Source organism: Motilimonas sp. E26 (assembly GCF_021278025.1).
Lineage (GTDB): Bacteria > Pseudomonadota > Gammaproteobacteria > Enterobacterales > CBDFNC01 > Motilimonas.
Window position 1 is genome coordinate 1 of record NZ_JAIBHJ010000064.1, and the last position, 1,772, is coordinate 1,772.

The following is a 1,772-nucleotide window of genomic DNA, read 5'->3' on the forward strand; positions in this document are numbered from 1 at the left end:
TCATTTGGTAACCATAGTAAAGCACTGTCTATTTATCCAGCTAAAGCGCTCTCCGAGCTCCGCTCGGCAGATTTAACGCCGTGCTAAACGGCACAAAATGCTTGGCTAAAATTTGCGAGGAACGAGCACAGCCAAGCTTTTTGTGTCCGCCTTTTAAGCACTTTGTTATGTGTTTTTACGCCAACTTTCCATTTGAGTTAACATATCAGGATAGCGCCACCCCATAATATAAATTACAGGTAAAACAAAACATATACTACTACCAAAGAAAGCTAATGACTCTTTAAGTTCAGTTAATTCAAGTGGTTGAATATGACTTTGTATTGAAATTAAGAAGAACATTAAAAAGCAAAAATACAGAACAAATACTAAATAATGGATTGCTAAGTTTAATTTAGTTCTAGGTTTGGCAATAATTTTTTGTTGCAAACGACAATGAACTTCGATTATCAAAGTGCAAATAATTGTTGAAATAAATACAAAAATCAAAAAGTCCATCATAGTTCAAGAAACACATAACGTCGCATTAAGCGGACAAAAATAGTGGGTTAAAATGTGTAGCGAAGCGAAACGTAACCCACTGTTTTTGTTCCGTTTAAATGCCTTGTTATGTGTTGGTATTTGTATCAAACATCGGAGCATTAACCATAATATAACCGTATAAAAGACCAGTAATTATTGCCAACAATATCTGATAACTAAAATGCATCAAAGAGCTAATAACTAGAGTTAATAGACCAGATGCAAAACCACAAACAAGCGAAACTGCTATTCGGTGATACAGAGTTCTACTTACTTGTTTAAGTTTATAACCAATTTCAGCTCCAACAATACCAGTTGTGCAAGCGAGCAAAAATATTAGCATGATACTTTTGAGTTCCATCTAATTCACACTCTCCAAAAACACATAACGCCAAGCTCACCCGCGGAGGCGCGATAGCGCCGGAGTCGGGTGCAGCGTATTGTTAAGCGATTTACTGCTGAAAATTGGCTTTAATGAACTCAACCGACTCAATATATTCATCCTCCGACCAATATCCTATTTCAATGTGCGTTTTATCGTCCCAAAGGCAGATAGCCTCACAATCCGGATCGAGCTGTATCCCATAATCGTGACCAAGCCCCTCACAGATTGCAAACACATCTTCGGTTTGGTTTGAGATAGATCTATAGAACTTCAGATTTTGATAGTGCAGTGGAAGGCTTGACGACATTACACCAAACAACTTGCTGCCGAATCCTTTATAGCGTGAAGATACGTCAGAATACGGTTCCTGAATGTACTCCCAGCTATTGTTAAGTAGTTTGTGCATATCTATGTCGCTTAACGCCTCGCTAATAAGTGAACCAAGTGCTGGCGGGCGAATTGCTCAGCAATTGGCATGACAGCCTTGGTGAATCTTAATTCAGCGACTTGTTAGTGGCCAGTGTGATCATGCCTAAGATGGCTAATCGTTCACAATATTTGGCCTCAAAATCCGTGGCTCACCAAGTGCTTATCACATCCTTGCTGCCAAAGTGTGGCAGGCAATGTTGAGTAAATGCGCTGAAGATTGATTGGCAAAGAATGCTTCTTTCACTGTGCTTATCTCACACGCAACATTTCAACTTGGATTATGAAAGTCGAAGTTAATAGGCCTACTAACGCTTCAATCAGCCTCATCGTTTCATTCGCATAACTTAACCACCTTCACCTCGATGTAGGACTGCATTGACTTGTTAAGTCTGCCGCGTGAGGACGTATAGCTTGCTATGGCGTTTTAACGCAACGC

1 protein-coding gene is annotated in these 1,772 nt (G+C 39.8%); it reads right to left on the reverse strand.

The genetic code is table 11. The features are described from left to right. Positions 1–974 precede the first annotated feature (974 nt). On the reverse strand, positions 975–1,313 hold the full coding sequence (locus K1M91_RS21100) for a hypothetical protein (RefSeq protein WP_232804229.1): 339 nt from the start codon (positions 1,311–1,313) through the stop codon (positions 975–977). Positions 1,314–1,772: the final 459 nt, after the last annotated feature.